Source organism: Pedobacter nutrimenti, assembly GCF_032678445.1.
Classification (GTDB): domain Bacteria; phylum Bacteroidota; class Bacteroidia; order Sphingobacteriales; family Sphingobacteriaceae; genus Pedobacter; species Pedobacter nutrimenti_A.
Map to the genome: position 1 here is coordinate 25627 of NZ_JAVTSQ010000016.1, position 26525 is coordinate 52151.

22 protein-coding genes are annotated in these 26525 nt (G+C 42.9%); 20 read left to right on the forward strand and 2 right to left on the reverse strand.

Annotated elements, in window-relative coordinates; genetic code table 11:
* Positions 1-4: 4 nt before the first annotated feature.
* The 6 genes from R2S08_RS24820 (at position 5) to R2S08_RS24845 (ending at position 8561) form a co-directional block, all read left to right on the forward strand.
* Positions 5-1489, forward strand: coding sequence for a RagB/SusD family nutrient uptake outer membrane protein (locus tag R2S08_RS24820; protein ID WP_316837651.1), 1485 nt, complete (start codon positions 5-7; stop codon positions 1487-1489).
* A 61-nt stretch (positions 1490-1550) separates the two neighbouring features.
* Positions 1551-2933, forward strand: a complete 1383-nt coding sequence (locus R2S08_RS24825) for a glucoamylase family protein (RefSeq protein ID WP_410479537.1) — start codon at positions 1551-1553, stop codon at positions 2931-2933.
* 1 nt (position 2934) lies between these two features.
* Positions 2935-4686 (forward strand): family 43 glycosylhydrolase, encoded by a 1752-nt coding sequence (locus R2S08_RS24830; protein ID WP_316837652.1) that lies wholly within the window; start codon positions 2935-2937, stop codon positions 4684-4686.
* A 4-nt stretch (positions 4687-4690) separates the two neighbouring features.
* On the forward strand, positions 4691-5353 hold the full coding sequence (locus tag R2S08_RS24835; RefSeq protein WP_316837653.1) for a GDSL-type esterase/lipase family protein: 663 nt from the start codon (positions 4691-4693) through the stop codon (positions 5351-5353).
* A gap of 34 nt (positions 5354-5387) precedes the next feature.
* Complete coding sequence (gene bglX / locus R2S08_RS24840; protein WP_316837654.1) at positions 5388-7685, forward strand: beta-glucosidase BglX; 2298 nt, start codon at positions 5388-5390, stop codon at positions 7683-7685.
* Positions 7686-7772: 87 nt separating this feature from the next.
* Positions 7773-8561, forward strand: coding sequence for a prolyl oligopeptidase family serine peptidase (locus R2S08_RS24845; protein ID WP_316837655.1), 789 nt, complete (start codon positions 7773-7775; stop codon positions 8559-8561).
* 207 nt (positions 8562-8768) lie between these two features.
* Here the strand turns inward: R2S08_RS24845 and R2S08_RS24850 are convergent, their stop codons facing one another.
* Together R2S08_RS24850 and R2S08_RS24855 are read right to left on the reverse strand one after the other, a co-directional pair.
* Positions 8769-9494, reverse strand: a complete 726-nt coding sequence (locus R2S08_RS24850; RefSeq protein ID WP_316837656.1) for a YebC/PmpR family DNA-binding transcriptional regulator — start codon at positions 9492-9494, stop codon at positions 8769-8771.
* Positions 9495-9513: 19 nt separating this feature from the next.
* Positions 9514-10464 carry an NAD-dependent epimerase/dehydratase family protein gene (locus R2S08_RS24855; RefSeq protein WP_316837657.1) on the reverse strand — a complete coding sequence of 317 codons (951 nt, stop codon included), beginning with the start codon at positions 10462-10464 and terminating at the stop codon, positions 9514-9516.
* Positions 10465-10796: 332 nt separating this feature from the next.
* On the opposite strand from R2S08_RS24855, the gene R2S08_RS24860 reads away from it, so the two are divergent.
* The 14 genes from R2S08_RS24860 (at position 10797) to truA (ending at position 26505) form a co-directional block, all read left to right on the forward strand.
* Entirely contained in the window at positions 10797-11468 is a 672-nt protein-coding gene (locus R2S08_RS24860; protein WP_316837658.1) for a gluconate 2-dehydrogenase subunit 3 family protein, read from the forward strand.
* Positions 11469-11483: 15 nt separating this feature from the next.
* Positions 11484-13187 carry a GMC family oxidoreductase gene (locus R2S08_RS24865; protein ID WP_316837659.1) on the forward strand — a complete coding sequence of 568 codons (1704 nt, stop codon included), beginning with the start codon at positions 11484-11486 and terminating at the stop codon, positions 13185-13187.
* Positions 13187-14347 carry a Gfo/Idh/MocA family oxidoreductase gene (locus R2S08_RS24870; RefSeq protein ID WP_316837660.1) on the forward strand — a complete coding sequence of 387 codons (1161 nt, stop codon included), beginning with the start codon at positions 13187-13189 and terminating at the stop codon, positions 14345-14347. Before R2S08_RS24865 ends, R2S08_RS24870 begins: the two co-directional genes overlap by 1 nt.
* Positions 14348-14351: 4 nt before the next feature.
* Positions 14352-15407 carry a sugar phosphate isomerase/epimerase gene (locus R2S08_RS24875; protein ID WP_316837661.1) on the forward strand — a complete coding sequence of 352 codons (1056 nt, stop codon included), beginning with the start codon at positions 14352-14354 and terminating at the stop codon, positions 15405-15407.
* Positions 15408-15456: 49 nt separating this feature from the next.
* Positions 15457-15864 (forward strand): c-type cytochrome, encoded by a 408-nt coding sequence (locus tag R2S08_RS24880; RefSeq protein WP_316837662.1) that lies wholly within the window; start codon positions 15457-15459, stop codon positions 15862-15864.
* A gap of 17 nt (positions 15865-15881) precedes the next feature.
* Positions 15882-17336, forward strand: coding sequence for a Gfo/Idh/MocA family oxidoreductase (locus R2S08_RS24885; RefSeq protein WP_316837663.1), 1455 nt, complete (start codon positions 15882-15884; stop codon positions 17334-17336).
* A 15-nt stretch (positions 17337-17351) separates the two neighbouring features.
* Positions 17352-18047, forward strand: a complete 696-nt coding sequence (locus R2S08_RS24890; RefSeq protein WP_316837664.1) for a DUF1080 domain-containing protein — start codon at positions 17352-17354, stop codon at positions 18045-18047.
* A gap of 26 nt (positions 18048-18073) precedes the next feature.
* Positions 18074-19309: a nucleoside permease gene (locus R2S08_RS24895; RefSeq protein WP_316837665.1), complete on the forward strand. Its 1236-nt coding sequence runs from the start codon at positions 18074-18076 to the stop codon at positions 19307-19309.
* Positions 19310-19319: 10 nt separating this feature from the next.
* On the forward strand, positions 19320-20204 hold the full coding sequence (locus tag R2S08_RS24900) for a hydroxypyruvate isomerase family protein (protein ID WP_316837666.1): 885 nt from the start codon (positions 19320-19322) through the stop codon (positions 20202-20204).
* 11 nt (positions 20205-20215) lie between these two features.
* Positions 20216-21091 (forward strand): sugar phosphate isomerase/epimerase, encoded by an 876-nt coding sequence (locus R2S08_RS24905; RefSeq protein WP_316837667.1) that lies wholly within the window; start codon positions 20216-20218, stop codon positions 21089-21091.
* Positions 21092-21167: 76 nt separating this feature from the next.
* Positions 21168-22160 carry an aspartate-semialdehyde dehydrogenase gene (locus R2S08_RS24910; protein ID WP_133782418.1) on the forward strand — a complete coding sequence of 331 codons (993 nt, stop codon included), beginning with the start codon at positions 21168-21170 and terminating at the stop codon, positions 22158-22160.
* Positions 22161-22236: 76 nt separating this feature from the next.
* Positions 22237-23649 carry a D-alanyl-D-alanine carboxypeptidase/D-alanyl-D-alanine-endopeptidase gene (gene dacB, locus R2S08_RS24915; protein WP_316837668.1) on the forward strand — a complete coding sequence of 471 codons (1413 nt, stop codon included), beginning with the start codon at positions 22237-22239 and terminating at the stop codon, positions 23647-23649.
* Between the two features lie 77 nt (positions 23650-23726).
* Positions 23727-25691, forward strand: coding sequence for a beta-N-acetylhexosaminidase (locus R2S08_RS24920; RefSeq protein ID WP_316837669.1), 1965 nt, complete (start codon positions 23727-23729; stop codon positions 25689-25691).
* 4 nt (positions 25692-25695) lie between these two features.
* A complete protein-coding gene (gene truA, locus R2S08_RS24925) occupies positions 25696-26505 on the forward strand; it encodes a tRNA pseudouridine(38-40) synthase TruA (RefSeq protein ID WP_316837670.1) in 810 nt (269 codons plus the stop codon).
* Positions 26506-26525: the final 20 nt, after the last annotated feature.

Genomic DNA, 26525 nt, shown 5'->3' on the forward strand with positions numbered 1-26525 from the left:
AATCATGAAATTAGATAATTATATATATAAAAAAGCAGCATTAGGTATAGGTTTAGCCCTTACTATTGCAATTACACCTTCTTGTAAAAAGAGCTTTTTAGATGTCCCTCAACAAGGTCAACAGCAAAGTGCTGTATTCTGGAAAACGGCAGATGATGCCTTCAAAGGCGTAAATGCCATTTATGGAAACCTGCGCTCCTGGGAGAACACTGCATTTCCAGCTATTGCTATCGAAAACATGGGTTCTGATGATGCTGATAAAGGAAGTACAGCATCAGATGCCAGCTTCTTCCTCCAGTTTGATCAGTTCACAATAGATCCTGATCAGGGAAATATTTCAGGTTTTTGGAGTGGTCAGTATCGCAATATCAACTATACAAATCAGGTATTGGACAATGTACCGGCTATAAAAATGGATGAGTCGTTAAAAGCCAGATATCTTGCAGAAGCCAAATTTGTCAGGGCACTCTCTTATTTCAGATTGGTACGTGCGTTTGGTGCTGTGCCATTACGGACTACTGTACCAACAGATGTATCACAATACAAAATCCCCAGAAGTTCGGTTGCAGAAGTCTATGCTCAAATTGAGAAGGACCTTAATGAAGCCGCCGCTGTACTACCTGCCACCTATGGTTCAGCAGATGTTGGCAGGGCGACAAAAGGTGCTGCTTTAACTTTACATGCCAAAGTAGCCATGTATCTAAAAAAATGGAGCGATGTATTATCCTACACCAATACAGTAATGGGCCTGGGTTATTCTTTATTGCCTAATTATGAGCAAGTATTCAGACTTGCAAATGAAAACAGTTCAGAGTCCATCTTTGAAATCCAATGTGCACTGGTTCCGGGGAATGCAGATGTATCAAATTCTCAATATTCTCAAGTACAAGGTGTAAGGGGAATCACAGGCGGTGGCTGGGGATTCAACGTTCCTTCTGCTGATCTCGCAGCTTCTTATGAAACCGGAGATCCAAGAAGAGACGCTACCATTATTTTCAGAGGAGAAACAACTCCTGAAGGCGATAAGATTCCCGAAATTGGGGATAACCCGATGTACAACCAGAAGTCTTATGTGCCTTTTGCCTTGTTTGTACCAAATTACAATGAAGGGGCTCAGCAAAATGTACGTATATTCCGTTATTCAGATGTATTGCTAATGAATGCAGAGGCAGCTAATGAATTAGGTAATACCTCACAAGCCTTGTCATCATTAGAACAAGTGAGGTTCAGGGCCCGTCAGGGAAATACGTCTATCCTACCTAAAGTGACTACAACAGACAAAACGGCTCTGCGCTTAGCGATCTGGAAAGAAAGACGTTCAGAACTGGCTATGGAAAATGATCGTTATTTCGATGTGATCCGTCAGGGTAGAGGAACTGAAGTTTTTGGCCCTAAAGGCTGGAAAGCAGGAAGAAATGAAGTTTGGCCTGTTCCTCAAACTGAAATTGATATCTCAGGGGGCTTAATTACCCAAAACCCTGGTTACTAAACACACATAAATCCGAAGGCTGCTGATCTAAGTCAGCAGCCTTTTTTCATCCCTTGAGCATATGATTAAACTTAGACTCTTTCCTTTACTGTTCTTAGCCCTCACTTCCTGTTCCTCGATGGTTCCTCAGCCTGCTGAGGCACAAAACGATACGAACCAGACGACTTCACCTGTGCAGATCAAAAAGAACCTGACAGACGAGCAATTACTAGATCTGGTGCAGAAACAAACATTCCAGTATTTCTGGAAGGGTGCAGAGCCTGTTTCAGGGGCTGCAAGAGAACGCTTCCATTCGGATAATATTTATCCCGATAACGATAAAAATATTGTAGCCACCGGAGCAACAGGATTTGGTCTTATGGCCATTTTAAGTGGAATCGACAGAGGTTATGTAAGTAAAGAGGAGGGTTTAAAACGCCTGGATAAGATCCTGAATTTCCTATCCACAGCAGACCGTTTCCATGGGGCCTGGTCGCATTGGATTATTGGTGAAACAGGTAAAGTAAAACCATTTGGGCAGAAAGACAATGGAGGTGACCTCGTGGAAAGCTCTTTTGTGGCTCAGGCCTTAATTTGTATCAACGAATATTATAAGAATGGAAATACCGAAGAAAAACTGTTGGCCAAAAAAGCAGACGGTTTATGGAAAGGTATAGACTATAACTGGTATAGAAACGGACAAAATGTACTGTACTGGCATTGGTCGCCCCAATACCAATGGGAAATGAATTTTCCGGTAAAGGGTTATAATGAATGTTTAATTATGTATGTTGTAGGGGCCTCCTCACCCGATCATACCATTCCAGCCGCTGCTTATCATGAAGGATGGGCTAGAAACGGGGCAATTAAAACCGACATAAAAGTAGAGGGGCATCTGATCTCTTTGGACTATCAGGGTGCTAAGGGTTCTGTAGGACCACTTTTCTGGGCACACTACTCTTATTTAGGCTTAAATCCTAAGGGCCTGAAAGACCAGTACGCAGATTACTGGCAAAACAATGTCAATCAAACTCTGGCCATTCGCGATTATTGCGTGGCCAACCCAAAGAAATTTAAAGGTTATGCAGCAAACTGCTGGGGCCTTACCGCCAGCTATTCGGTAAATGGCTATGCGGCACACAGCATCAATGAGGACCTTGGTGTTATCTCTCCTACGGCTGCATTATCTTCAATTCCATATACACCAAAAGAATCTATGCAGGTGATCAGGCATTTATATGAAGATCTGGGTGATAAAATCTGGGGCGAATATGGCTTTTACGATGCTTTTTCTGAAACGGATAACTGGTATCCAAAAAGATATTTAGGTATAGATCAGGGGCCTATCGTGGTCATGATCGAAAATTACAGAACGGGCTTGCTCTGGAAATTGTTTATGAATAGCCCGGAAGTACAAAAAGGATTAAATCATTTGGGTTTCACCAGCCCTTCTTTAAAGCCCTAATATGGATGTAAAGAAACATATCGCGGTTCTGATTTGCTTGCTTGGTGTTTGTACAACTGTCATGGCTCAGCATCTGCAGAAAACCTATTGTAATCCAATTAACCTGGATTATGGCTATACCCCAATTCCCAATTTTGCGGAGCAGGGGAAGCACCGCGCCACTGCAGATCCGGTGATTGTAAATTACAAAGGCGATTATTATTTGTTTTCTACTAACCAGTGGGGCTACTGGTGGAGCAGTGACCTTTATAACTGGAAATTTGTCTCCAAATCATTTTTAAGACCGGAACATAAGGTATATGATGATCTCTGTGCCCCTTCTGTCTGGATACAGGGAGATACCATGCTGGTGTTCGGTTCTACTTACTCCCGTAATTTCCCGATTTGGATGAGTACCAATCCTAAGGCCAATGAATGGAAAGAAGCCGTTCGCGAATTTGAAATTGGCGGCTGGGATCCTGCACATTTTGTAGATGAGGACGGGAAACTATATATGTATAACGGGAGCAGCAATGTGTATCCTTTATACGGTGTAGAACTGAACCGAAAGACTTTCCAGCCGGTTGGCACCAGGAAAGAGCTTTTGCTTTTAAACCCAGAGCGCTTTGGCTGGCAGCGATTTGGTGAACACCTGGACAACACTTTCCTGGATCCTTTTATGGAGGGTGCCTGGATGACCAAATACCATGGCAAATACTATTTGCAATATGGTGCCCCTGCAACCGAATTCAGTGGATATGCCGATGGTGTAGCTGTTGGAACAACCCCACTTGGCCCCTTTGAGCATCAGTCTCTTCCTTTTTCTTACAAACCGGGTGGCTTTGCGCGTGGTGCAGGACACGGGGCTACTTTTCAAGATAAATGGAACAATTACTGGCATGTATCTACTATGGTCATCGCCGTTAAAAATAATTTTGAACGCCGCATAGGAATCTGGCCCGCAGGCTTTGATAAAGATGATGTACTGTATATGGATGCTGCTTTTGGCGATTACCCACATTACCTTCCAACTAAAGGAGCAGATCATCTAACCAGTGGTTTCACAGGCTGGATGCTGCTGAATTACAATAAACCTGTACAGGTGTCTTCCACTTATGGCGCCTATGCAGCCAACAATGCTGTTGACGAAAGTATCCAGAGCTATTGGAGTGCAGCGACGGCAAACAAAGGAGAATGGATTCAGTCTGACCTGGGCAGACTTTCTACCCTGCGTGCCATCCAGATCAATTATGCAGATCAGGATGCGGAATTCTTAGGAAAACAACAGGGCATTTATCATCAGTATACACTCTGGTATTCCGAGGACGGCAGAAAATGGAAAGTTCTGGCCGATAAAAGCAAGAACAAAACGGATGTTCCTCATGATTATATAGAGCTGGAGCAACCGGTTAAGGCACGCTTTGTTAAGCTTGAAAACATCCATATGCCTACGGGAAAATTTGCCATTAGCGGATTACGTGTTTTCGGCAATAGTGATGTTCCAAAACCAGCAGTTGTCAAAGACCTGGTGGTGCTGAGAACAGAAAAAGACAAACGCAGTGCCTGGATCAAATGGACAGCCAATAAAGATGCTTATGCCTACAACCTCTATCTGGGCACATCGCCGGATAAACTCTACAACAGTATTATGGTATACAACACCAACGAATACTGGTACAAGGGAATGGATAAGGAAAAGGCTTATTATTTTAGCATTGAGGCCATAAATGAAAATGGTGTTTCTGAACGAAGCCCTGTAATGAAAGTGAATTAAACATATGAGGAGACGATTTTATCTTTTTGTAATGACCTTGCTGATCTTTGCCGGACAGCAATCGACCGCACAACAAAAACCGGCATTCTGGAAAGAGATCCAGGATTTTAAACATAGGGACAGTGTGGCCATGCCTTCCAAAAATGGCATCTTGTTCGTTGGCAGCTCCTCCTTTACCAAATGGACAGATCTGGAAACTGTTTTTAAAAACTATGGTGCCATAAACCGTGGTTTTGGAGGCTCTACATTGGCACAGGCTGATTTTTATATTGCAGATCTGGTTTATCCATATCAGCCAAGACTGGTTGTGATTTACAGTGGAGAAAATGATATTGCAACTGATGGTGTAAGCGCACAGGAAACTTTAAGCCGTTTTGCCACTTTTTTCACCCATATCCGCAATAAATTTGCTGATGTTCCGGTATTGTATATCTCCATAAAAAACAGTCCGTCGAGGGTTCAGTATGCCGAAACGATGATACATACCAATGCCCTCATCAAGGAATACCTTGGTCATTATAAAAATACCCGTTTTGTAGATGTAAACAGCAAAATGCTGAAGAATGGCCAGCTGAGACCAGAATTATTCCTGGAGGACATGCTGCATATGAAACCGGAGGGCTATGCCATCTGGATTAAAGAAATTACGCCCTTACTGATTAAATAAAAAAGAACACACATATAAAAACAATTATATACTAATGAAAAAAGCGACCTCCTTATTCTTAGTGGCTGCGCTCTTTAGCTCAAGTGCTGTATTTGCACAGAAGAAAAAAACCGCAGCCAGTGCAGATCAGAAGATGAATTCCTATATCAGTAATCTGATGTCTAAAATGACACTGGATGAAAAGATCGGCCAGTTGAACCTGCCTTCGGTAGGCTTTGACGTTACAGGTCCTATACTCAGTCAGGGTGTAGATGAGAAAATCGAAAAGGGGCTTGTTGGTGGAGTTTTCAATACTTATACACCGGCAGCTGTTAAAAAACTACAGGATCTGGCACTCCAGAAATCGCGTCTGAAGATTCCTTTGCTGTTTGGTTATGATGTGGTGCATGGCCATAAAACCATTTTCCCTATTCCATTGGGTTTAAGTGCAACATGGGACATGAGTCTGATTGAAAAGAGTGCCCGAATTGCAGCAAGAGAAGCCAGCGCCGATGGATTAAACTGGACCTTCTCTCCTATGGTGGATATTGCAAGAGATCCTCGCTGGGGACGTATGTCTGAAGGTTCGGGAGAAGATCCTTATTTGGGTTCCCTGATTGCAAAGGCTATGGTGAAAGGTTATCAAACCAATGACCTGTCTAACAGGGATGCCATACTGGCCTGTGTAAAGCATTTTGCTTTATATGGTGCTGCAGAAGCTGGAAGGGATTACAACTCTACAGACATGAGTCTGAACAAAATGTACAATGATTATTTTCCTCCTTATAAAGCAGCAGTAGATGCTGGTGCAGCCTCTGTGATGGCCTCTTTCAATGACATTAACGGAACACCGGCTACAGCCAATAAATGGTTAATGACGGATGTACTGCGTAAGCAATGGGGGTTTAACGGCTTCGTGGTGACAGATTATACGGGAATCCCGGAACTGATTGCTCATGGTCTGGGTGATTTGAAAACCGTTAGTGCTTTGGCCCTGAATGCAGGTGTAGACATGGATATGGTTGGCGAAGGTTTTTTAGGTACGTTAAAAGAATCTCTGAAAGAGAAAAAGATCAGCATGGCAACGATTGATCAGGCTTGCCGCAGAATCCTGGAAGCTAAGTATAAATTAGGTCTGTTTGAAAATCCTTACAGGTACATCAGTGAAGAACGTGCGCAGAAAGAGATTTTAAGCGACAACAACAGACTAGATGCGAAAGCCATTACCCGTGCTTCACTGGTTCTGTTAAAAAACAACAATCATGTTTTACCTTTAAAAGGTAATGCAAAAATTGCGCTGATTGGTCCTTTGGCAGATAACAAACGGGATATGATTGGCAACTGGAGTGCTGCCGGAGATTGGAAAAAAGCGGTTGGTATTCTGGAAGGTTTGAGAAAATATGCGCCACAAATGGACATTACTTATGCTAAAGGTGCTAACCTGGTTGATGATCCTTCTATCTTAAAACAAATCAATAATAATGGTGCTGATATTGTAGCTGATGAGAAATCTCCGGAACGCTTGATTGAAGAGGCCGTTTCTGCAGCTAAAAAATCAGATGTTGCTGTGGTGGTATTGGGTGAAAGTGCAATTATGGGTGGAGAAGCCACCAGCCGTACCAACCTGGACTTGCTGCCTAACCAGAAATCCTTGTTAAAGGCCATTACCGCAACAGGAAAACCGGTTATACTCTTGTTAATGAACAGCCGCCCGCTAACTCTGGAATGGGAAGATGCCAATGTAACTGCTATTCTGGAAACCTGGTTTGGTGGTACAGAAGCGGGAAATGCCATTGCTGAGGTGCTGGTTGGAAATTATAATCCGGCTGGAAAACTGACAGCTACTTTTCCGAGAAGCGTAGGACAGATCCCATTGTACTATAACCACAAAAGTACTGGTCGTCCGTATGTTGGAGATCCGCTGGATAAATTCAAATCCCGTTATATTGACAGTCCTAATGACCCGCTGTATCCTTTTGGTTATGGTTTAAGTTACACCACTTTCAGCTACTCGCCTGTTTCTTTGAATGCTAAAGTGATGAGTCCGGCAGGTAAGTTACAAGCCTCTGTACAGGTAACCAACAGTGGTGATTATGATGGCGAAGAAGTGGTACAAATGTATATCCAGGACATTTATGGTTCTATTACCCGCCCGGTTAAGGAGCTGAAAGGTTTTCAAAAGATATTTCTTAAAAAGGAAGAAAGCAAAACCGTTACTTTCTCTATCGGTATAAATGATCTGAAGTTCTATAATGCAGAATTAAAATATGCAGCCGAACCTGGTGATTTTAAAGTTTTTATTGGCACAAACTCGAGGGATGTTGCAGAAGCTTCATTCACCTTGGTTAAATAAAAGTCAATATTTTATTAAATTGGTTAAAACCCGGCGAAATATCTGCCGGGTTTTTTTATTTTTATTGGAAATTGATTAAATACATTTATGAAACCATCTCATCTTATATTAACTGTTCTATTTGCTGTTGCAGGATTGCAGGCTGGAGCGCAGGATTTTAGTAAATACGACAAAGGTCTGTATCTGAATAAAAAAGATACACTGGCGTATCGGATCCTTTTTCCGGAAAACTTTAATCCTCAGCAAAAATATCCGGTGGTTTTCTTTTTGCATGGCAGTGGAGAACGTGGAAGTGATAACCAAAAACAACTGGTTCACGGAGGTAAGCTGTTTCTGAATAAAGACCTGCGTAAAAAATTCCCGGCTATTGTGGTTTTCCCACAGTGCCCGGAAAAGGATTTCTGGTCAAATGTTCAGTTTAGTCAGGACAAGACAGGTAAAGAGCGGTTTAATTTCCAAAAAGGTGGAAAGCCGACAAAGGCTATGCATGCTTTATTGGGAATGATTAAAAATATGCTGGATAAGCCTTACGCTGACCGCAATCAGGTCTATATCGGGGGATTGTCTATGGGCGGTATGGGAACTTTTGAGGTTCTGAGAAGGGAACCAAAGATGTTCGCTGCTGCCATTTCAATTTGTGGCGGGGATAATATTGCAAATGTGAACAGGTATAAAAAAGTTCCTTTGTGGATTTTTCATGGTGGAAAGGATGATGTCGTGAGCCCGGAATTGTCGAAAGAGATTGCAGACCAGATGAAGATTATTGGAAAGGAAGTGAAATATACTTTGTATGCGGATGACAATCACAACAGCTGGGATTCTGCTTTTGCTGAACCGCAATTGTTGCCGTGGTTGTTTTCTCATAAGAAGAAATAGGTTTAAGAAATAAATATACTCTTCAGAGGCTGGAATATTCGCGCTGAAAAAGCGCAAACAGTCCTAGGCCTCTTCTGAGTAATATTGATTTCTTTTAGGCGCTTTAACCGGAAGGTGAACATCCGTACATATTTCAAAGGGGGTGATATAAAAAAAGGTGTCCATATTTTTTGGACACCTTTTTTGCATTTTATATATACTGGAATTTTATTCTTCCATGTTGTGATATACAGCTTGTACATCATCATCTTCTTCTAATTTGTCAATCAGCTTGAATACATCTGCTGCCAGTTCTTCAGTTACTGCAGTATGAGATAGGGCGATGCGCTCCAGTTTTGCACTTTTCATTTCCAGTCCAAGGTCTTCCAGGGCCTTTTGCATTTTACCGAAATCTTCAAAGGCAGTTTGTACTACTGCGATGTCATTTCCTTCTTCATCTGCTTCCAGATACAATTCTTCCAAACCTGCATCAATCAATTCGAATTCCAATTCTTCCAGGTCTTTTTCTCCTGGTAAAAATCTGAAGATGGATTTGCGGTTAAAGATAAAGTCCAGGGAACCTGTTTTGCCTAAAGTACCACCGGTTTTGTTAAAATAACTGCGCACATTGGCTACAGTTCTGTTGGTATTGTCTGTTGCTGTTTCTATTAAAATGGCAACACCGTGCTGTGCATATCCTTCGTAAACGTATTCTTCGTATCCGTTTTCATCCTTGTTGGATGCTCTTTTAATTGCTGCATCTACCCTGTCTTTAGGCATATTTACAGCCTTGGCATTTTGGATAGCGGTACGTAGACGTGAGTTGGTGTCTGGACTAGGACCACCATCTTTGACAGCCATCACGATCTCTTTACCGATACGGGTAAATTGAACGGCCATTTTTGCCCAGCGTTTAAACTTTCTTTCTTTTCTAAACTCGAATGCTCTTCCCATTGTTATCTACAAGCTATAATTACTTACTACTTTTTAAGTTATCCAACATATCTATGGTCATTTTGGCCAGATCAAATTCCGGCTTCCATGCCCAGTCTTTCGCAGCAAAGCTGTCGTCTATAGAACGCGGCCAGCTGTTGGCAATTTGCTGGCGCGGATCATTTTCGGTGTAAGTTAATTTAAATTCCGGAATATGTTTCCTGATTTCAGCGGCAAGTACTTCGGGTGTAAAACTTACGCCGGCAAAATTATAGCTGGAACGGATAGAGATTTTGCTGGCTTCAGCATCCATTAACTCAATCGTTCCGCGAATGGCATCGTCCATATACATCATCGGAAGTTCCGTTTCTGCAGAAAGAAAAGAAGAATACCCTCCTTTTTTTAGCGCATCGTGGAAAATATGGATCGCATAATCTGTTGTTCCTCCTCCTGGAGCGGCCTTCCAGCTGATCAGCCCCGGGTAGCGGATACTGCGGACATCCAAACCATATTTCTGATGGTAATATTCACACCAGCGTTCACCGGCAAGCTTACTGATACCATATACCGTATTCGGATCCATTACACAAAACTGCGGAGTCTGGTCTTTTGGTGAATTAGGGCCAAAAACGGCAATAGAACTTGGCCAGTAAACCTTAGCCGTCTTATAAACCAGGGCCAAATCCAATATATTCAGTAAGCCATTCATGTTCAGATCCCAGGCCAGTTTTGGATTTTGTTCTCCGGTTGCAGACAATAATGCAGCAAGGAGATAGACCTGAGTCGGTTTGTATTTCTGAAAGATGCTGTTTAAAGTTTCTTTCTCCAAAACATTCACGAACTCAAAGGGTCCGGCATTCTTTATATCATAATCTGGTCTGCGGATGTCACAGGCCACAACATTACTTTCTCCATAGGTCTTTCTCAAAGCGGTTACCAGCTCGGTACCGATCTGTCCGTTTGAACCTAGTACTACTATTTTTTCAGTCATGTAAAATACGGTTTTGGCAAAGGTAAAAAAATGAGGGATATTTTGTTAGCACCGCATTTATGAAAAAATCTAAAAAAGGTGTTATTAATCTGAACAATTTGTTCTTCCGCATCCGAAAAAAATGATCCTATCTAAAGTGTTTAGCCGCAAGCCTATTGCGGCCTAATTCGCTCTGAGGGCTGGTCTTTATTTAGAAAGAATCTATTTAGTAACAAAATCAATATAAACAAAACTGATTTGGTGTAAATATTACACTTTCTGTTTGGAAATTCCTATTTTAGAAGAACTAACACACTTAGGACCTAATTATTTAAAACCAAATTTAAATCACTATGGATAGAAGAGACGCAGTTAAAAGTGTAGCTTTTTTACTCGGAGGCGCACTTTCTGCTACTACGATCGGTGTTTTTCTAGAGGGCTGCAACCCATCAGGGAACAAAGACAACTCCAAATTATTTTCTCCTGACCAGGAAAAAATAATTACAGAAATTGCCGATATCATTATTCCAACCACCTCCTCACCAGGGGCAAAAGCTGCGGGTGTTGGACCGTTTATTTCCATGATGCTTAAAGAATGTTATCCGGAAGAAGCCCAAAAAGCTTTTGTAAAGGGTTTAGACGATCTGGAGGCCCGTTCTAAAAAAGAATTCAGCAAATCCTTCCTGGAGCTTGATGTTAAACAAAGACAACAGCTGCTGGGCAAACTGAGGGAGGAAACCATTGCTGCCCAAAAGGCAGAGAGTGACAAAACTGAAGCGGAAAGAAAGGCAAAAGAAAACACTGTGATTCAAAAACCAGAGAAAGAACAAGCAGGTAAACCTATGGCGGCTAAAGAAAAGAAGCAAGGTACGCCTTATTTCTTTGCCATTGCTCGTGACCTGACTTTGCTGGGGTATTTCACTTCTGAAATTGGTGCAACGCAAGCTTGTGCTTATCTGGACATTCCTGGCCATTATGATGGAAACGTACCTCTGAAACCTGGTCAGAAAACTTGGGCAACATAATTTAACAGAAAAACAATGAGTAATTTAAATACAAAAGCAACCGCACAAAATACATATGATGCCATTGTAGTTGGATCTGGAATAAGTGGTGGATGGGCAGCTAAAGAATTAACAGAAAAGGGTTTAAAAGTTCTCTTATTGGAAAGAGGAAGGAACATTGAGCATATAAAAGATTATACCACGGCGATGAAAAAGCCCTGGGAATTTGAACACCGCGGCCGTTTAACGGAAGAACAGAAAAAAACACACCCGGTACAGATCAGGGATTATCCTTACCAGGAATTTAACGAGAGTTTTTGGGTAAATGACCTGGATTGTCCTTATACGGAAGTAAAACGTTTTGACTGGTACAGAGGTTTCCATGTAGGTGGAAAATCGCTGATGTGGGGACGTCAGAGTTATCGTTTGAGTGACCTGAATTTCGAGGATAACCTGAAAGATGGTCATGGTGTAGACTGGCCTATCCGTTATAAAGACCTGGCCCCATGGTATGACTATGTGGAACGTTTTGCAGGCATTAGCGGAAGCAATGAAAACTGGCCGGCTCTGCCAGACGGGCAATTCCTTCCTCCTATGGAAATGAACTGTGTGGAGAAAGAAGTGAAAAAACGCATAGAGTCAAAATGGAATAAATCCAGGATCATGACCATTGGCCGTACAGCCAATTTAACGGTAGAACATAAAGGAAGAGGAAAGTGCCAGTACCGCAATTTATGCAGCAGGGGCTGTCCTTTCGGGGCTTATTTCAGCACGCAATCCTCTACCCTTCCGGCGGCAGTTGCAACAGGTAATCTGACACTTCGTCCATATTCGCTGGTGAACCAGATCTTGTACGATAAGGAAACTCAAAAAGCAAAAGGTGTATTGGTGATCGATTCAGAAACCAATGAACATATAGAATACTTTGCCAAAATCGTTTTCGTAAACGGTTCTACTTTAGGTTCTACTTTCCTGCTGTTGAATTCTACATCTGCAGAATTTCCCGATGGTTTGGGTAATGGTAGCGGACAACTGGGACATAACCTAATGGACCACCATTTCCGTTGCGGTGCATCTGGAAGAGCAGAAGGTTTTGATGATAAATATACCTATGGAAGACGGGCCAATGGAATTTACATTCCACGATACCAGAACATGGGTGGTGACAAGCGTGATTATGTAAGAGGTTTTGGTTACCAGGGTGGTGCAGGCCGTGGCAACTGGCATAAAGAAATTGCAGAAATGGCTTTTGGTTCAGAGTTTAAAGATCTGATGACCACTCCAGGCGAATGGAGTATGGGGCTTGGAGGTTTTGGTGAATCTCTGCCTTATTTTGAAAACCGCGTATATATTGACAAAACCAAGAAAGACAAATGGGGGCAACCCGTTCTGGCTATTGATTGTGAGTTCAAAGAGAATGAGCAGAAAATGCGTGTTGATATGATGAACGATGCAGCAGAAATGCTGGAAGCGGCAGGCATAAAGGATGTACATACTTATGATAATGGTTCTTCTCCGGGCATGGCCATTCATGAAATGGGAACAGCCCGTATGGGACATGATCCTAAAACTTCGGTACTCAATAAATGGAACCAGATGCACGAAGTGAAAAACGTATTTGTGACCGATGGTTCCTGTATGACTTCTGCAGCTTGCCAAAATCCATCATTAACTTATATGGCCTTAACCGCCAGGGCCTGTGATTATGCGGTAAGTGAATTAAAGAAAAATAATATTTAATGGCTTCAGGAAAGATAAGAATGGGCATGATTGGCGGTGGAAAGAATGCCTTCATTGGAGCAGTTCACCGCATAGCAGCTCATATCGACGGGCTCATAGAGTTGAGTTGTGGAGCATTGAGCTCCAATCCGGAAACAGCAAAGGCATCTGGCAGGGATTTATTCCTGCCGGAAAGCCGTAATTATGGAAGTTATAAAGAAATGATCGAAACAGAAGCCCGGCTTCCGGAAGATCAGCGCATGCATTTTGTGAGCATTGTAACCCCCAATTTTGCACATTTCGAACCGGCCATGATGGCCCTGGAACATGGTTTTCATGTGGTGATCGACAAACCCATTACCTTAAGCCTGGAAGAGGCCAAGAAACTCGAAGCGAAGGTACAGGAAACCGGACTTTTGCTTTGCTTAACTCATACCTATTCGGGCTATCCTATGGTCAAACAGGCCAGACAGATGGTGAAAGAAGGGAAATTTGGCAAGATCAGAAAAGTATGTGTAGAATATCCGCAGGGTTGGTTAAGCCTGCCTTCAGAAAAAGAAGGAAATCAACAAGCTGCCTGGCGGACAGACCCGGCCAAAAGTGGTAAAGCAGGTTGTATGGGCGACATTGGGACACATGCTGCCCAACTTGCTGAATACATTTCCGGACTGGAAATCACGCAGCTTTGTGCCGATCTGAACCGGGTAGTGGAAGGTCGTAGGTTAGACGATGACGGGAATATCTTACTGAAGTTTAATAATGGAGCCAACGGCCTGCTCATGGCTTCACAAATTGCAGCAGGAGAAGAAAATGCCCTTTTTATTCGGGTTTACGGAGAAAAAGGTGGCCTGGAATGGCATCAGGAAGAGCCCAATACCCTCAAAGTAAAATGGCTGGATGCTCCTTCACAACTCTACCGTGCCGGACAGGGGTACCTTTCTTCTTTTGCAAAGCACAATTGCAGAACACCGGCCGGTCATCCGGAAGGTTACCTGGAAGCTTTTGCCAATATTTACAGAAATTTTGCTTTAACCTTAAACAGCCGCTTAAATGGCACAGCGCCTACAGCGGAGATGCTCGATTTTCCGGGCGCTGCTGACGGAGTAAGAGGGATGGCATTTATAGAAAACGCAGTGGCCTCTGGCCAATCAGATCAGAAATGGTTTGACTTTAAAATTTAATCGCATGACAACAATTAAAGGACCCGGAGTTTTTTTAGCACAGTTTATAGGAGATGAAGCTCCTTTTAATTCACTGGACGGAATTTGTGCCTGGGCGGCTGATTTAGGTTTTAAAGGCCTGCAGATCCCTACCCTCGACAGCCGCTTCATCGATCTTCAGCTGGCTGCAGAAAGTAAGACCTATGCAGACGAACTGAAAGGCAGGATCGCCGCTTATGGACTGGAGATTACGGAATTGTCCACGCATCTGCAGGGCCAGCTGGTGGCGGTAAACCCCGCCTATGACCTCGCTTTTGATGCATTTGCACCCGAACAATACAGGAATAATCCTAAAGCAAGGACCGAATGGGCGGTTCAACAGTTAAAATATGCAGCCAAAGCATCCGGCAATCTGGGCTTGAACGCACATGCTACTTTTAGTGGTGCATTGTTGTGGCATATGTTCCACCCATGGCCTCAAAGACCGGAAGGATTGGTAGAAGCGGGTTTCACAGAACTGGCAAAGCGCTGGATGCCTATATTAAATGAATTTGATCAGTATGGCGTGGATGTATGTTACGAGATCCATCCGGGTGAAGATCTTTTTGACGGAATCACTTATGAGATGTTCCTGGAGAAAGTAAACAACCATCCCCGTGCCTGTCTGCTGTATGACCCCTCTCACTTCGTGCTTCAGCAACTGGATTACATTCAGTATATAGATTTTTATCATGAAAGGATCAAGGCTTTTCATGTTAAGGATGCGGAGTTTAACCCGACTGGAAAACAAGGTGCTTTTGGTGGCTATCAAAGCTGGGCCAACCGGGCAGGACGTTACCGTTCGCCTGGTGATGGACAAGTTGATTATAAAACCATTTTCAGTAAACTAAGCCAGTATGATTATAAAGGCTGGGCTGTAATGGAATGGGAATGCTGCATTAAAGATTCAAATGTAGGTGCAAGAGAAGGTGCAGAATTTATTAAAAATCACATTATCCCGGTTACCGGCCGTGCATTTGATGATTTCGCTTCCTCAGGTGGGAATGAAGATTTTAACAAAAAAATACTGGGTCTAAGTTAAAGAACTTGGCATCCATTAAAGTTTTATCAGGCAATAAAAACAACACACAATGAAACGAACACTTTTTATTTTAGGCTGTATCAGTCTTGCACTGGCTTCATGCGGAGGACATGACACATCCAAATCAACTGAGGATACCACGACAACAACCAGCAGCACAGAAAGTACAGCAACAGCCCCTGCTGCAGCTTCGGGGACAGCGCTGGCGGGAGAAAAATTAGTTGCAAAAGCAGACTGTATTGGCTGTCATAACAAAACCCAGAAAGTTATTGGCCCGTCTTATGTGGATATTGCAGCTAAATATCCTTCAAATGAGGAGAACATTAACCATTTAGCAGATAAGATCATTAATGGTGGTAAAGGCGTTTGGGGAGAAATTCCAATGACACCTCATGCCAATTTGAGTAAAGACGATGCCAAAGAAATGGTCAAATATATCCTATCCTTAAAAAATTAATCCCAATTCATTTCATCATGAAAGAAGAGATCCAAAACAAAGATGCAGGAAGAAGGGCCTTTATTAAATCTGCAGCGGTCGCGACCGCTGCGTTTATGATTGTGCCGAGACATGTACTTGGTGGAAAAGGCTTTCTTGCGCCAAGTGACAGGTTGTTAATCGCCGGTGTTGGTGCGGGTGGAAAAGGTGAATCTGATATTGCCAACTTCTATAATAGCGGAAAGGCTGATATTGCCTTTTTGTGTGATGTGGATACCAGAAGGGCGGCAAACTCGGTGAAGAAATTTCCCAAAGCAAAGTTCTATAAGGACTGGAGGGAAATGTATGATAAAGAACACAAGAATTTTGACGCGGTGTCTATCTCGACACCAGACCACAACCATGCTATTCAAACCCTTGCAGCGATGCAATTGGGTAAACATGTATATGTTCAAAAGCCTTTGACGCATGATATTTATGAGGCCCGGGCATTAACTGCTGCGGCTAAGAAATATAAAGTGGTTACCCAGATGGGCAACCAGGGCGCATCAAATGATGGCCCAAGGCAAATGAGAGAATGGTATGATGCCGGCCTGATCGGAGATGTGCATACGGTATATGCCTGGACAGACAGACCGGTATGGCCGCAAGGGATTGCCTGGTCTGAAAATAAAGCGGAAGTACCTGCTGAACTAGACTGGGATCTTTGGCTGGGTACAGCGCCTTATAAAGATTATGTAAATAAACTGGTGCCTTTTAACTGGAGGGGCTGGTGGGATTACGGAACCGGTGCGCTGGGCGATATGGGTTGTCATCTATTGGAGGCACCTTTCAGTGTCCTGAACCTTAAATATGCAAGTGAGGTGCAGGCCAGTGTGGGTTCTGTCTATGTTGATGAATTTAAGAGGGGTTATTTCCCGGACAGTTGTCCGCCATCAAGCCATGTTACTTTAAAATTCCCTAAAACGGATAAAACAAAGGGAGACATTACCGTACATTGGATGGACGGCGGAATCCAGCCGGAGAGACCGGAAGAACTGGAAGCCAATGAAACCTTTGGCGACGGAGGAAATGGAACTCTGTTTATTGGAACTAAAGGAAAGATGATGAGCAGCACCTACAGTGCTAATCCAAGACTACTTCCATTAAGCAAGAATAAAGACATTAAAGTACCGGAAAAATTTGCACGCGTAAAAGGTGGTGCAGATGGCCATTATGGCCAATGGGTAGAAGCCAGTATTGCTGGTTACGGGAAACAGCCGGTAAGTTCTCCTTTTGAAATAGCAGGACCACTTACGGAAGCGCTGCTCATGGCCAATCTTGCCATCAGAGGTGCTGATATTCAACGGAAAAATTCAGAAGGCAGAGCTTACTTTCCGGGCAGAAACATCAAATTGCTTTGGGACAATGCCAATATGAGAGTGACCAATTTTGACGATGTTAATCAATATGTAAAACGTGAATACCGTAAAGGCTGGTCTTTAGGGGTATAATTAAAGCTGAACAAGATGAAGAAAAAGATAATATCTGCATTGCTGCTCACCACCATCATTGGTGGTGGCGCTGCTTTTGCGCAGAAAAAAAATACAGGTTGGGTAAAACTCTTTGACGGAAAAACCACTCAGGGCTGGCATAGTTATGGAAAAACGAGTGTTGGCCAGGGCTGGAAAGCGGAAAATGGTGCATTACACCTGGACCCTAAAGCAAAACAAAATGATGGTGGTGATCTGGTAACGGATAAGGAATACAGTAATTTCCACTTAAAACTGGAATGGAAAGTAGCCCCGAAAAGCAATAGCGGAATTTTGTTCTATGTGCATGAAGATCCTGCCAAATACCAGCAAACCTATAGCACAGGTCCTGAAATGCAGGTACTGGACAATGAAGGTCATCCGGATGGAAAGATTACAAAACACCGGGCCGGAGACCTGTATGATCTGGTTAAAAGCAGCTCTGAACCTGTTAAACCCGTTGGTGAGTGGAACAAAGTGGAAATCATCAGCAACCAGGGTAAACTGGAGTTTATACTCAATGGGGTGAAAATTGTATCTGCCACGTTATGGGATGAACACTGGAAACAGCTGATCGCAGGAAGCAAATTTGCAACATGGCAAGGTTTTGGCACTTATAAAGCAGGAAGGATTGCTTTACAGGATCATGGTGACGAGGTTTGGTACCGCAATATTTCCGTCAAAGAACTATAAATTTAAAGATCAAGACCTAACCAAATATGAATTTAACCAACCGAATTAAACTGTCCGGGATGATGTTCCTGGAATTTTTCATCTGGGGATCCTGGTTTGTAACCCTTGGTACCTTTCTGGGCAGTAATTTGAATGCATCAGGCGCACAAAGTGCTTCTGTGTTCTCCACACAATCCTGGGGTGCGATCATTGCTCCTTTTATTATAGGTTTAATTGCAGACCGATATTTCAATGCAGAGAAGATTCTTGGTGTGCTCCATCTTATCGGTGCTGTACTCATGTATCAAATGTACACTGCAACAGACATTTCTGTATTTTATCCCTATGTCCTTTCTTATATGATCTTGTTTATGCCTACGCTGGCGCTGGTCAATTCTGTTTCCTTTAACCAGATGAAAGATCCTGAAAAGGAGTTTTCTGTCATCAGGGTATTTGGAACGCTCGGCTGGATTGCAGCTGGTTTACTGATCAGTTTCATTTTTCACTGGGATACCGAAGCAGGGACTAAGGATGGATTGCTTAAAAACACTTTCCTGATGGCTGGGATTGCTTCTTTGGTACTGGGTCTGTACAGCTTCACCCTACCTAAAACTCCACCTAAGGGGGCTTCAGGTGGTAAAGTGAAAATTTCAGAAATCCTGGGTTTTGATGCCTTAAAATTATTGAAGGATAAGAATTTTGCTATATTCTTTATCTCTTCTATTCTGATCTGCATCCCTCTGGCCTTTTATTATCAAAATGCTCACCCCTTTCTGTCAAATGTAGGTATGGACAATCCTACGGGAAAAATGACCATCGGACAAATTTCTGAGGTGCTTTTCCTATTGCTGCTTCCTGTATTTTTTAGCCGTTTTGGTTTTAAAAAAACCATTTTGGTGGGCATGCTTGCCTGGGCAGTCAGATATGCCTTGTTTGCTTATGGAAATGCCAACGACCTCAGTTTTATGTTGATTATAGGTATTGCGCTGCACGGGATCTGTTATGACTTTTTCTTTGTCTCGGGACAGATCTACACCAATTCCAAAGCAGGCGATCAATATAAAAGTGCTGCGCAGGGATTAATCACCCTGGCCACTTATGGCGTTGGTATGCTCATCGGTTTTGAAGTAGCGGGAATGATTACAGACACCTATAAAGCAGCGAATGGGGCATTTGACTGGAAAATGATCTGGATCATTCCTTCAGGCATTGCAGCTGTCGTATTCTTATTGTTTGCAGTCTTCTTTAACGATAAGGACAAAATTAATGAACCAAGCGTCTAAAGATTTATTTATGAAACCAGAAAACAGCAGGAGAACTGCATTAAAAAATATAGTGGTAGGAACGGTAGCCTTAGGTGCCTCTGGTGCCTTGCAAAGCTTTGCTTCAGAAAAAGAATCTGTTTCAGATTCGTTAAAAGGAAATATCAACCATGCGGTTTGCCGCTGGTGTTTTAGTGGTATTGACCTGGATACCTTATGTATAGAGGCCAAGAAAATCGGCATCAAAGGAATAGACCTGGTAGGCCCCGCAGATTGGCCAACATTAAAAAAACATGGTCTGTATTCGTCTATGTGTAATGGTGCTGAGATCAACCTGGTCGACGGGTTTAATGATCCGCAGTTCCATGACACCCTGGTTAAAAATTACTCGGAAATGATTCCTAAAGTAGCAGAAGCGGGCTATAAGAACCTGATTTGCTTTAGCGGGAGCCGCCGGGGTAAGGATGATGAAACTGGCTGGAACAATTGCGTAACAGGTTTAAAAAAGATCATTGGCCTTGCTGAAAAACACAACGTGGTTTTGGTGATGGAATTGCTGAACAGTAAAGTGGACCACAAAGACTATCAGTGTGACCATACGGAATGGGGTGTGGAACTGGCCAAAAGATTAGGATCTGAAAACTTCAAATTACTGTACGACATCTACCACATGCAGATTGACGAGGGAAATGTCATCAGTACGATTAAAAAGTACCATCCTTATATTGCACACTATCATACTGCCGGCGTTCCCGGAAGACACGAAATCGACGATAGCCAGGAGTTATTTTATCCTGCAATTATGAAGGCCATTAAAGATACGGGTTTCAAAGACTATGTGGCCCAGGAATTCATCCCCGTACAGAAAAACAAAATAGAATCTTTAAAAACTGCCGTAAAAATTTGCGACGTCTAATCCTTGTAGATATGAACTCAAGAAGAACTTTTATTAAACAAACGGGGCTTGCTGCTGCTGGTGTTTTACTTATGCCCTCCCTGGCCTTTAAACCCTCTAACAAGAAAGTGGGTATACAACTTTATTCTTTAAGGGATCAATTACCAAAAGATGTTAAGGGAGTGATCCGAAAAGTGGCCGAAGCTGGTTACAAAGAAGTAGAAACTTATGGATACTCTGTAAAAGATAAATTCTGGGGATTGGATCCAAAGGCTTTTAGAAGTCTGCTCAATGAAACCGGATTGAAAGCACCAAGTGGTCATTACGGTATGGACAATTTTATTCAGACCGGAAATGCAGAAGAGTTAAAAACATATATTGAGGCAGCAAATATTGTTGGCGGAAGCTATATCACCGTACCATGGCTGGGAGAAGAGCTCCGGAAAGATCTTGATGGATTTAAAAATGTGGCGGCAAAGCTCAATCAGGCTGCGGAAATTTGCAAAGCATCGGGATTGAAACTGGCCTATCACAATCATGATTTTGAATTTAAATCTCACGATGGTAAAACCGGCTATGATGTGCTGCTGAAAGAAACAGACCCTAAGCTGGTCCAGTTTGAAATGGACTTGTATTGGGTGGTAAGGTCTGGTAATGATCCGGTCAAGCTATTTGAAGAACATTCCGGACGGTTCCCTATGTGGCATGTAAAGGATATGGATAAAGCAGACCCCTCGCACAATACAGAAGTTGGAAACGGAAGTATAGATTTTAAAGAAATCTTTAAACATTCCAAGCTTGCAGGTTTAAAGCATGCCTTTCTGGAACAAGAAAACAATTACGTTCCGGATCCATTTGAGAGCATCAAAAAAAGTTATAGCTATATCAGTTCTCAATTAATGCCTTAAGAATGAAGTTTTTTCCTCATATTTGAGGCATAGAATTTATTAAATCAATTATTTAAAACCAAGAACAGATTATTCAATGAAAGTCGCAGTTGTAGGTGCCACAGGCTTAGTAGGCACTGTTATGTTAAAAGTGTTAGAAGAACGTAATTTCCCGTTAACCGAATTAATTCCGGTTGCATCAGAGAAGAGTGTAGGTAAGGAAATCACTTTTAAGGGTAAGAAGTACGCTGTGGTGAATATGGATACTGCGATTGGAATGAAACCGGATATCGCTTTATTTTCTGCTGGCGGCGATACTTCGTTAAAACATGCTCCCCGCTTTGCTGAAGCTGGAACAACCGTTATTGACAACTCTTCTGCATGGAGAATGGATCCTTCTAAAAAATTAGTGGTTCCTGAAGTGAATGCAGATACCTTATCTATAGATGATAAGATCATTGCCAATCCAAATTGTTCTACCATTCAAATGGTTGTGGCTTTAAAACCTTTACACGATAAGTATAAAATTAAGCGTGTAGTTGTTTCCACTTACCAAAGTGTAACCGGTACCGGTGTTAAAGCGGTAGAGCAGTTGATGAACGAACGTAAAGGTATTACCGACGGCCCGATGGCTTATGCGTATCCGATCGACCTGAATGTGATCCCTCAGATTGATGTGTTCCAGGAAAATGGCTACACTAAAGAAGAGATGAAAATGATTCTGGAAACCCGTAAAATCATGGGTGATGACAGCATCCGTGTAACCGCAACAACAGTAAGGATTCCGGTAATGGGTGGTCACTCTGAATCGGTAAACATTGAATTCGAGAATGATTTTGATGTGAACGAAGTAAGGGAATTACTCGCTAAAACGGAAGGAATTATAGTGGTAGATGATATCGCTAACCTGAAATACCCTATGCCAAAAGATGCACATGAAAAAGATGAAGTATTTGTTGGCCGTATCAGACGTGATGAATCTCTTCCGAATACTTTAAACCTATGGATCGTTGCAGATAACCTTCGTAAGGGTGCCGCAACGAATGCAGTTCAGATTGCAGAATATTTGTTAAGATCAGAACTTATTTAATTATACCTTTTTGAAATGTGATGCCAGACAGCTTGCTGTTTAGCATCACATTTTTTTTATGGATAACCTGTTCAATATGAAGTTTAAGCACTTCGCTCTCCTGATTTTTCTTCCTTTATTACCTGTTAAGGGATTTACCCAAAGTCCTGTTCAAAAGCTGGAGGCAGCTTATCAGGAATTTACAGCTGATCCGCAAACCAGGTACGCCATGAGCTCTCTTTGTGTACTGGATGCGGGAACTGGTAAAGTATTGTTCGCACGAAATGAAAATGTAGGTCTGGCTACGGCTTCTACCCTGAAGACCATCACTTCGGCAACAGCTTTTAGTGTACTGGGCAAAGATTTCAGGTACCAGACCATGCTGTCTTACAGCGGTAATATCAGCAATGGGGTACTGAAAGGAGATCTGATCATTACCGGCAGTGGTGACCCTACCCTGGCTTCTTCCCGGTATCCGCAAAGCAAAGAGAACACTATTCTGAATCAATGGGTTGCCGCAGTTAAGGCTGCGGGGATCACCCGTATAGAAGGCCGCGTGATTGGTGATGATACGGCCTGGGGTACCTCTTCTACGCCTGAAGGCTGGATCTGGCAGGATATTGGCAACTATTATGGAGCAGCGCCGTCTGCATTGACCTGGAGAGAGAACCAGTTTGACATTCACTTAAGGGCAAACCGTTCTGAAGATCCGGCTGTATCGATACTGAACATCGTACCGTCCATGCCTTATCTTAAAATTGTAAATGAGCTCAAAGCCGGAGCAGAAGGCAGTGGAGATAACGCTTATGCCTATTTACCTCCTTTGTCTTCTATTGCCTATTTGAGAGGAAGCTGGGCATTGGGCATCCGGAAAACAGGGATTTCTGTGGCGCTTCCGGATCCTGCTTATGATGCTGCTTATCGTTTACAAGACACGCTGAAACGTCTGGGCATTTCCAGCACACAAGAAGCAGTCAGTGGCCGCAAAATCCTGGCTGATAACGAAAAAATACCTGCCGTTACCGAGAAGATCAGCACCATTTCTTCCCCATCTCTGAGTGAGATCATCTATTGGTTCAATAAAAAAAGTATTAACCTTTATGGGGAAAATTTGTTGAGAACCCTTGCCTGGAAAGCAGGAAAAACAGCAACCACCAAAAACGGGGCCGCTGTTGAAACCAGCTACTGGGCCAATAAAGGAGTGGATAAAAATGCATTGAATATCATCGATGGCAGCGGGCTTTCGCCTGCAACGCGGGTCACCACCAGTGCCATGGCGAGTGTATTGTTCCAGGCCCAGAAAGAAGACTGGTTTCCGGATTATTACAAGTCCCTTCCGGAAAATAATGGAATGCAGCTGAAAAGCGGGACGATCAGTGATGTATCCGCTTTTGCTGGTTATTATACCGACCCGGCGGGCAGAAAATATATTATTGTAATCAATGTCAATAATTACTCTGGCTCAGGGATCAACAAAAAATTGTTCCGGGTACTGGATGCCTTAAAATAGCAGGAACAGACATTATCATTTTTATTAATAAATTGCATCTTTTAATGCCAATCATCAATTTCATAAAATATACATCCATGAACAGATTTTTCCAGGTTGCCTGTTTTATATGCTTTTGCACACCACTTTATAGCCAGAATATGCCGGCACCAGGCAATAACTCTTTTCCGGCAGAAACTGTAAACACAAGTATCCTACCTGAAATCGCTATTATTCCGGAGCCCGTTCTGATGACCAAAAGTTCAGGGCATTTCATTTTACCGGAAAATGTAATGGTACAAGCGATGGCCACCCCGGAAATGAAGTTTGTAACCGATCATTTGCAGGAAAGAATCTCTACAGCTACCGGCAGCTTCATATCCACCAGTAATAATGCAGCTTCAGCTATCATTAAGCTGGTCCTGAATGAAAGAGCCAATGCACAACTGGGGAAAGAGGGTTATCAGTTATCGGTAACACCAACACAAATTACCATGCGGGCAAACACAGAAACAGGGCTGTTTTATGCAGTACAAACCTTGCTGCAATTGTTTCCAAAAGAAATTGAATCTAAAGACCTGGCCAAAGATGTACAATGGAAAGTGCCCTGTGTAGAAATTACAGATTATCCAAGGGTAGGCTGGAGAGGCCTTATGTTTGATGTGGCTCGTCATTTTTTCACTAAAAATGAGGTAAAACAATACATCGATGCCATGTCAAAATATAAATACAATGTTCTGCATTTGCATTTAACTGACGACGAAGGTTGGCGGCTGGAGATTAAAGGCTTACCTAAACTGACTGAAGTTGGGGCCTGGAACGTTAAAAAAATAGGATCCTTTGGCGAATTTACACCTCCGGCAGCAGATGAACCCAGAAACTACGGGGGCTTTTATACACAGGACGATATCAAAGAAATTATACAATATGCCAAAGAAAGATTTGTGAATATCCTTCCGGAAATAGATGTTCCGGGGCACAGTCTGTCTGTAATTGCTTCTTACCCTGAGTTGTCCTGTACACCGGGTGCAGAGAACTATAAAGTTCGATCTGGTGAAAGGATCATGGATTGGTCGCGGGGCGCACCTCCAATTGCCTTGGTAGACAATACACTTTGCCCGGCCAACGAAAAGGTTTACCAGTTCCTGGATAGTGTAATTACACAAGTAGCAGCCTTATTCCCTTTTGAATACATCCATATGGGTGGCGATGAGGCGCCAAAGAATTACTGGGAAAAAACGCCGGCGATTTTGGACCTGATGAAAAAAGAGGGCCTGAAAAACATGCAGCAGGTTCAGGGTTATTTTGAAAAAAGAGTTCAAAAAATCGTAGAATCCAAAGGAAAGAAATTTATGGGCTGGGACGAGATCATGGAAGACGACCTCTCTCCCGGAGCCGCGGTAATGAGCTGGAGAAGTGTGAATGCTGGTATTGATGCTTCGCTTAAAAAGCATGAAGTCGTGATGAGCCCTACCGCCTATGCCTACCTGGACTATATGCAAAGCGATGTAATTGCTGAACCTAAAGTTTACGCAAGCTTGCGCCTGAGTAAATCTTATGAATTTGACCCTATCCCTGCCGGAGCCAATCCTCAGTATATTAAAGGCGGTCAGGCCAATTTATGGACGGAACAGGTCTACAACATCAGACAGGCAGAATACATGACCTGGCCAAGAGCATTTGCGATTGCAGAATCCGTTTGGTCTCCAAAAGAGAAAAAAAACTGGCCGGTGTTCTTCGCGAAAGTAGAACAACATTTTAAGCGTTTCGACATCGCTGAAACGAAATATGCACCAAGTGTTTATGACCCTATATTTAAGGTCAGCAGATCAGCGGATAAACAGTTACTCATTGATCTAAGTACTGAAGTTGATGGTTTGGATATCTATTACAGCTTTGACAACTCCTATCCGGACAGGTTTTATCCTAAATACACAGAAAAAATAACGGCCCCTAAAGATGCGACTTTACTTAGGGTCATCACTTACAAAGGAAAAGAACCTGTAGGCCGGATGTTAAATATGCCAATTGACGAGTTAAACAAAAGAGTAGGAAAGAGATAAGGTTTTGAGGTATTTTATTCATATAGGCTATCATGGGCTGCGGTATGGCGGCTGGCAAAAGCAACCAGGCGTTGCGAATGTGCAGGGGGTTATTGAAACCGCACTCACCCAGATCTTAAAAACACCCACGTTTATCAATGGATGTGGCCGCACGGATGCACAGGTACATGCCAGCCAGTTCTTTTTCCACATGGATGTGGAAAAAGAATGGGATTTCGACCTGCAGTTCCGGCTCAATAAGCTCTTGCCACATAGTATTGCCGTATTTGATATTTTTCCGGTAGACGATCAACGGCATGCCCGTTTTGATGCGGTGATGAGGTCTTATGATTATTTTATCCATACCTACAAAAATCCTTTTCTGCATGGGCTGAGTTCCTTTTACCTGCTTAAAGACCTGGACCTGGACAAAATGAAGCAGGCCGCAGCATTGCTCCCTCAATACAAAGACTACCGGGCCTTTTGTACCAGCCCCGACAAATATGAACATACCATCTGTAACGTGATGTCGGCACGTTTAATGGCAGATGAAAATGCAGACCGGATCAGGTTTCAGATTTCCTCAAACCGCTTTCTGGGTAAAATGATCCGGATCATTATGGGCCAATTGTTAAAAATTGGCCGTGGTGTAGTAAGCCTCGATGAATTTGAACACCATCTGATCAGCAGGGAAACGCCTGAGCTGATCACTCCTGCTCATCCCCAGGGGCTTTATTTGTCCCGCGTGGTTTATCCCTACCTCAATATTCCACCCAGAACTGCCTTTTCTGCGATACTCCAGAATCAGGATGATACCCTATGGAAAACGATTTAAACTTCTTATTTTAAGCAGAT